The following is a 2,717-nucleotide window of genomic DNA, read 5'->3' as shown; positions in this document are numbered from 1 at the left end:
GTGCGAAATGTTCCTGACTCAAATGAAATGTGGTCACACAATTTCGGTAAAGGTCAGGCAGTTTTAGATTATTAAGACTGAAGGGTTATATCGAGGAGTCGAATGAAGAGGTAACGCTCTGAAAGGCTTCCCCTGCGTCGAATAGCACGCTGTTCAGTAAGGAAAAGCGTGTTATAAGCTCGGTTAACAGGCATGAGAATTTACCGTAACAGTTTCGGCTGACGAAAGCCTACCTGATGGGGTGGTGTAAATCATGGTGCTTGGGTTGAACAGATATGGTGAGAATGCAATGGAAATACGACAAGATACTGTATTGCTGACGAACTTCTGAATGTACGGGTCTAGACGCGCGTTATATAGAAATGTATTTACTACTAAATGTAGGGTTAGCTGTGGATGAGTAAGAATCAACTATATAAAAATCCATCTTGTGTTACAGGCACATGCAATGCTAACAGGCTCATAGGAAGCACCTAAGTTTGTTCCATAATAGATGTAACTCAACGTTGTAAGCTGATAACGTGGAGAGCTTACTCTCGGTGAAACGTTGGAAAGGAAAACATTCGTGAGAATAGCGACTGTATAACTTTTCTTCATATCAGTGAAAGTGGTGGCATAGTACCGTTGAAGCGTGTAATGAGCGTGGAGGGATAGCCACTAGACTAATAAAAGATTCATTCACCATGCAAGGCAGTTCTTCAACGATTAATAAGGTTCTTGTAAGACTAATAGAGGTTCAGCTCCAAAAGGAGCCACCGACTTGTTAAAACGAAAGAAACTGAGACACAACGAGTATTATGACATGCAATATCATTTTGATTCTTTATATGCCCGAAGTGCTGATGGTCAAAATTTTTATGGATTACTCGATTTAATGCGATCTGATGAAAATATTCGATTAGCTTATCGCAATATTAAACGAAATACTGGCAGTAAAACGGCTGGATATGATGGATTAACGATTGAAGATATTAGGCAATTATCTGTATCAGAAGTTGTATCGACGATACAACGAATGTTTGAATATTATACCCCCAAAGCCGTTCGGCGGGTATTCATTCCGAAGGCAAATGGAAAAACACGTCCTTTAGGAATTCCGACGATTTGGGATAGGCTGTTCCAACAGTGCATCTTACAAGTGCTTGAGCCGATTTGTGAAGCGAAGTTTTATAAACATAGCTATGGTTTCAGACCAAATCGCAGTACCCATCACGCGAAAGCTAGGTTTGAAACGCTCATCAATCGTGCATGCTTATATCATTGTGTAGATGTTGACATAAAAGGATTCTTCGACAATGTGGATCACGCCAAATTAATAAAACAAATGTGGTCGCTTGGCATCCGAGATAAGGCACTGCTTTCCATTATTTCACGCCTTTTAAAAGCTGAAATTATTGGGGAAGGCTTCCCAACGAAAGGTACACCCCAAGGGGGTATTTTATCGCCCCTTTTATCTAACATCGTACTAAATGAACTAGATTGGTGGGTTAGTAATCAATGGGAAAGCTTTGAAACTCGAAAGCTATATAAATCACATATTGGTAGATATAATGCATTGAAACAATCGAATTTAAAACATTGTTATATCGTAAGATATGCAGATGACTTTAAAATCCTATGTCGCACTCGTTCACAAGCAATCAAAATGTATTATACAGTGAAGGATTTTCTTCAAAAAAGGCTCCGCCTTGAAATTAGCGAAGAAAAATCAAAAGTTGTCAACCTAAAGAAGAACTCATCAGAGTTCTTAGGTTTCCGCCTTAAAGCACACTTAAAGAGGACGGAGAAAAGAACACTTTATGTCGCTCACTCGCATATGACAAAAAAGGCACTTGGAAATGCGCAAATAAAGGTAAAACAAGCTATAAAGGCAATTCAGAAACATCAAACAGTCGAAAACGTTTGGCGATTTAATCTGGTTATAATGGGCATACAGAATTATTATTCTGCAGCGTCGCACATCACATTAGACTTAAATGAGCTGGGCAATCGTCTTAATAAAGCATTTTACAATCGTTTAAAAGAATTAAGAAAAGAAGCTACGTTTCAGGAATTCACGAAATCCTTACAGAAAAGGTATAAAGGCTATGAATGTAAGCTCTACAAAATAAAAGAAATGGTACTTGTCCCAATCCATGCCCAACGCTGTAAGGTAAATCTTAACTTCTCTCAAACTATCTGTAACTATACTACCGTAGGTAGAAACAAAATTCATCAAAACTTGCGAGCGATTAATAAACAAACACTCGCTCATGTGATGAAGAAATTTATTCCGAACCGTTCCATCGAATACAACGATAACCGGATTAGCCGATTTATCGCACAATACGGGAAATGTGCTGTTACAGGAATTGAATTAGGACTGAATGATTGGCATTGTCATCATAAGACTCCGTACCATCTCACAAAAGATGATTCGTACGGAAACTTAACGATATTGCACAAATCTGTTCATCTTCTCATACATTTGAGAGATCAAGAGAAAATACAGGTGCTTTTAAACTCACTCAAGTTAAATGAAAAGCAACTTAAAAAGGTCAATGAATTGCGTGAGCAATGTCTGAACGAAGCTATCTGATTCTACATTTCATCTTGCATACACATAAAAATTGAATGAATTGGATTAGTTGGAACGCCGTATGCTGGGAAACTCGCTTGTACGGTGTGAAGTGGGGGAAAAGCTGGCGATAACTTCAAATGCTTACCTATCACTATAA

At 38.4% G+C, this 2,717-nt stretch carries 1 protein-coding gene; it reads left to right on the top strand.

All coding sequences use genetic code 11. The features are described 5' to 3' along the window. Nucleotides 1-760: 760 nt before the first annotated feature. Nucleotides 761-2,578 (top strand): group II intron reverse transcriptase/maturase, encoded by a 1,818-nt coding sequence (gene ltrA, locus ACE38V_RS23180; protein WP_483863923.1) that lies wholly within the window; start codon nt 761-763, stop codon nt 2,576-2,578. Nucleotides 2,579-2,717: the final 139 nt, after the last annotated feature.

Source organism: Cytobacillus sp. Hz8, assembly GCF_042263505.1.
Taxonomy (GTDB): Bacteria; Bacillota; Bacilli; order Bacillales; family Cytobacillaceae; genus Bacillus_BE.
Note: the sequence above shows the minus strand (reverse complement) of the source record. Positions and strands in the feature narration are given on the sequence as shown.